This window comes from Stenotrophomonas sp. FW305-3-2-15-E-LB1, from assembly GCF_058787375.1.
The window spans coordinates 73,891-78,113 of record NZ_JBYSZR010000023.1; the positions used below are offsets into that span (position 1 = coordinate 73,891).

Consider the following 4,223-nt stretch of genomic DNA (forward strand, 5'->3'; position numbering starts at 1 on the left):
CCCCCCCCCCCCCGGCACTACCCCTGTCTTGCCTGCATGGGAGTTCCGCTTGAGCAATCCGTCCACCGCCACGGCCAATCCCCCGCTGGTCAAGGGCATGAACCGGCGCAGCCAGATCCTGCGCCTGCTGATGCGCTACCGCCATTCGGGCGTTTTTTCCGGCATGAACCTGGACGCGGCCGGCAGCCATTCCGACGTGCCGGCCGACGGCAACCCGGAGCAGTTCGTCAGCGACCTCGAAGCGCTGGGGCCGACCTTTGTCAAGCTCGGGCAGATGCTGTCCACGCGGCCGGACATGGTGCCGCCCGAATTCGCCACGGCGCTGGAGCGCATGCAGGAGAACGTGGCGCCGATTCCCGTCGAGCGCATCCACGCCATCGTCGAACAGGAGCTGGGTGCCGGGGTGAACAAGCTGTTCGCTTCGTTCGACCCCGAGCCGCTGGGCTGCGCCTCGATCGCGCAGGTGCATCGTGCCGTGCTGCACGACGGCCGCCAGGTGGCGGTGAAAGTGCAGAAGCCGGAAGTCGCCGCACAGCTGCGCTCGGATCTGGAGGCGCTGCGCAGCTTCGCCCTGGCCGCCGACCACCTCACCCAGGTCGGCCGCCGCGTGCGCCTGCGCGACTGGCTCAACGAATTCGCCAAGACGCTGATGCAGGAGCTGGACTACCACGCCGAGGCCGAGAACCTCGCGCGCTTCGGCCGCCACCTCAAGCCGTTCCGGCGCCTGTGGGTACCGCAGCCGCTGTGGGATTACTGCAGCCAGCGCGTGCTGACGATGGAGCTGGCCACCGGCGTACGCGTGGACGCGATTCCCGACGTGCGCCGCACCGAGCAGGCGATGGATCCCCTGGCCGCCGCATTGATCCGTGGCTACCTGGACCAGATCTTCGTGCATGGCGAGATCCATGCCGACCCGCATCCGGGCAACCTGCGGGTGACTCCCGACGGGCGCCTGGCGATCTTCGACCTGGGCATGGTCGCGCACATGCCGCCGCGCCTGCGCGAGCGCCTGCTGAAGATCCTGTTCGCCGCCGTCGATGGCCGCGGCGAAGAGGTGGCCGATGACCTGATCAGCATCAGCACGCGCCTGGAAGCCTTCGACGAGGAGCGCTACCTGCGCGAGACCGGCCAGCTGATCGCGCGCTACGCCGCCAGCGGCAGCTTCTCCGAAGGCCGCGTGGTGCTGGACATGGTGCGCATCGCCACCGCGTCCGGCCTGCGCACGCCGCCGGAACTGAGCCTGGTCGGCAAGGCCCTGCTCAACCTGGAAACCGTCTGCCGCCTGCTGGCACCGGACCTGGATACGCGCCGCATCGTCGAGCGACAGCTGCAGCATGTGATGCGCGCGCGCCTGAAGAAGTCGCTGTCGGCCGCCAACCTCGCCAGCGAGGCGATGGAGCTGCAGCAGCTGCTGCGCGATGGGCCACGCAAGCTGACCGACATCATGGCGCTGCTGGCCGAGAACCGCCTGCAGATGAAGGTGACCGGGCTGGAAGAATCGCGGTTGATGGAGAACCTGCAGAAGATCGCCAACCGCGTGGCGGCCGGCATCATCAGTGCAGCGCTCATCATGGCGGCGTCGTTGATGATGAAGCTGGAAACCGGCTGGCACCTGTTCGGCTACCCCGCCATCGCACTGTTCCTGTTGCTGATCGGCGTCGTGCTTGGGTTGGGCATCGTGACCAGTGCATTGCTGTTTGATCGGCGTGCACGTGCGCGTGAGGAACGCGGGCATCGTTGAAGAAACGGGAAATCGCGCCGTTTCTTAATGAAATCGCGTAGCTGCATTCACGCTGTTTTTACCTGCAGCACGCGTTTTCACCTCATGTAACGAACAAACATTTCAGTCAGGTTCGTGCAGGCACTATCGGGTCATCGGCCTGTCATGGATGTGTGCTTGCGGCAGCGCCGGTCGGATGGACACGCGTCGGTACGACGTCCATCACCACCTCCCGTCACTGCCGAAGCCGCTTATGCTCTGGATCCTGCTGCTGTCGCTGTTGCTGTTGGCCTGGTTGTTCCTCGCCTCCGATAAGTGGGTGTGGTGGAAGGCGAGCACGTTCTCGCTGCTGCTGCTCGCACTCAGCACGTGGTGGTTGATCGACAAGCTGTCCGGCGATGGCCTGAACGCAGCAACGCTCTACCACCTGGGCGCCGACATGGAAGGCGCGGGTATCGCGGACTTCAAGGGCTATATCGCCGGCTACATCGGGCTCATCGTGGTCTCGCTGCTGCCGCTGTTCGCCACGCGGGTGAAGCGCTGGCGTCGCCCCGGCCACGGTGGCGCATGGTTCGCTGGCTTCGCGGTGGTGTGGATCGCCACGATCATGGTCAGCCCGCTGGCACGCGATGGCCAGCGCCTGTACCAGCAGCTGCGCCCGGTCGATTTCGCCCGCATCGCCCCCGAATACCAGGTGCCGACGCAGCCGCTGCAGCGCCCGCGCAACATCGTCTGGATCTATGGCGAAAGCCTGGAACGCACCTACCTGGACGAGAACGTGTTCCCGGGCCTGATGCCCAACATCAACCGCCTGGCCAGCCAGTCGCTGGACGTGCGCGGCCTGGCATCGGCCGAGGGCAGCGGCTGGACCATCGCCGGCCTGGTGTCGTCGATGTGTGGCGTGCCGCTGACCACCTCGCAGGGCGATGAGAACAGCATGGACCGCATGGGCAGCTTCCTGCCCAAGGCCGTGTGCCTGGGCGATTACCTGAAGCAGCAGGGCTACACCAACCATTACCTGGGCGGCGCCAGCGGCCGCTTCGCCGGCAAGGGCCAGTTCCTGGCCAGCCACGGCTTCGATGAAGTGCACGACCTGGAGTGGTTCAAGCAGCAGAAGAAGATCGGCCGCGTGCATTACTCGCCGTGGGGCGTGCACGACGACGTGCTGCTGGACACGGCCTACCAGCGCTTTGAACAGCTCTCGCGCAAGGGCGAGCCGTTCATGCTGACCACGCTGACCATGGACACCCACCACCCGGCCGGCCACCTGCCCGTGGCGTGCAAGGGCCAGCGCTATGAGAGCAGTTACGGCAACATCAACATGCTCAACGCACTGAAGTGCAGCGACCGGCTGATCTCGCAGCTGGTGCAGCGCATCCAGGCCAGCCCGTACGGCAAGGACACGCTGATCGTGATCGCCTCGGACCACCTGGCGATGCCCAACGACCTCACCAGCATCCTGACCAGGCAGAAGCGCGAGAACCTGCTGCTGTTCCTGGGCGATGGCATTGCCCCGCAGCAGCTGAAGGCCGACGCCGGCACCACCCTCGATTCGGGTGCGACCCTGCTCAGCCTGCTGGACCCGCAGCTGAAGACGATGGGCTTTGGCCGTTCGCTGATCGACACCCACCGTGCACCGAGTGCCAGCGTGGCGACCCAGCGTGACGGCGGCCGCGATTACCCGCAGTACCTGGCCTTCGCCCGTTCGCTGTGGCTGGGCGAGCCCACCCGCGAGTTGAAGATCGACGGTGATGACCAGGTGGTGGTGGGACTGCAGCACGTGCAGCCGCCGGTGCTGCTGGAGTACGACAAGGACTGGGGCCTGAAGTCGGTGTATCTGGAGAACACCTCGCGCCAGTTCGACGATGCCGACCCGGACAACACCCTGGCCTATGTGGACCGCTGCACCGCGTTCGAGGATGGCTCGGCCGATGGTGACTGGTGCGCGCTGCTGGTGAACCGCGACAACGGCATCAAGCTGTTCCGCGATGACGACCTGCGTGGCGGCATTGCGGTGGATGCACCGCTGGAATCGTTCCAGGGCCCGCGCCCGAGCGTGCGCCAGGCGCACATGATCACCCAGAAGGGCCGCCGCACCCGTGCGGGCCAGTACATGCTGGAACTGGTGGCGAGCACGCGCCCGGACCGTGGTTTCTGGATCGAGGCGGTATCGTCGCAGCGCAAGGTGGTGCTGGCGCAGCAGTGGGTGCAGCCGGATGCGGACGGCAAGATCAACGTCTCGTTTGGCCTGGACCACGAGGTGGATGATCTGGAGATCCGGGCGTGGTTGAACCATGCCGAAAAGCTGGCGGTGGATACGTTTGCGCTGGTGCCATCGCGCGGGCGACCGCGGGGGTAAGGGTTTTTTGCAGGGCTTGCAGCCCTGCACCTGCTCAATGCAAGGGCGACGGCAAAAGCAAGAGCGACATTCCGTGGGATGGCGGGGCACTGTGGGTTTGCGGGGACGCCGTAAACCCATCCATGGGGGCTTGGTCGCCGCATC

1 protein-coding gene and 1 pseudogene are annotated in these 4,223 nt (G+C 65.9%); both read left to right on the plus strand.

Features of this window, described 5'->3' with window-relative positions; all coding sequences use genetic code 11:
* Positions 1–94 precede the first annotated feature (94 nt).
* Positions 95–1,741, plus strand: a pseudogene (locus AC3WL7_RS15700) (ABC1 kinase family protein); the annotation flags it as partial.
* A gap of 232 nt (positions 1,742–1,973) precedes the next feature.
* The gene (locus tag AC3WL7_RS15705) at positions 1,974–4,079 is read left to right on the plus strand and encodes a phosphoglycerol transferase I (protein WP_313420547.1); all 2,106 of its coding nucleotides are present in this window, start codon (positions 1,974–1,976) and stop codon (positions 4,077–4,079) included.
* Positions 4,080–4,223: the final 144 nt, after the last annotated feature.

Excerpts from the sequence above, each read along its gene's own strand:
- AC3WL7_RS15705 (WP_313420547.1), top strand. The coding sequence starts at position 1,974 with ATGCTCTGGATCCTGCTGCTGTCGCTGTTGCTGTTGGCCTGGTTGTTC.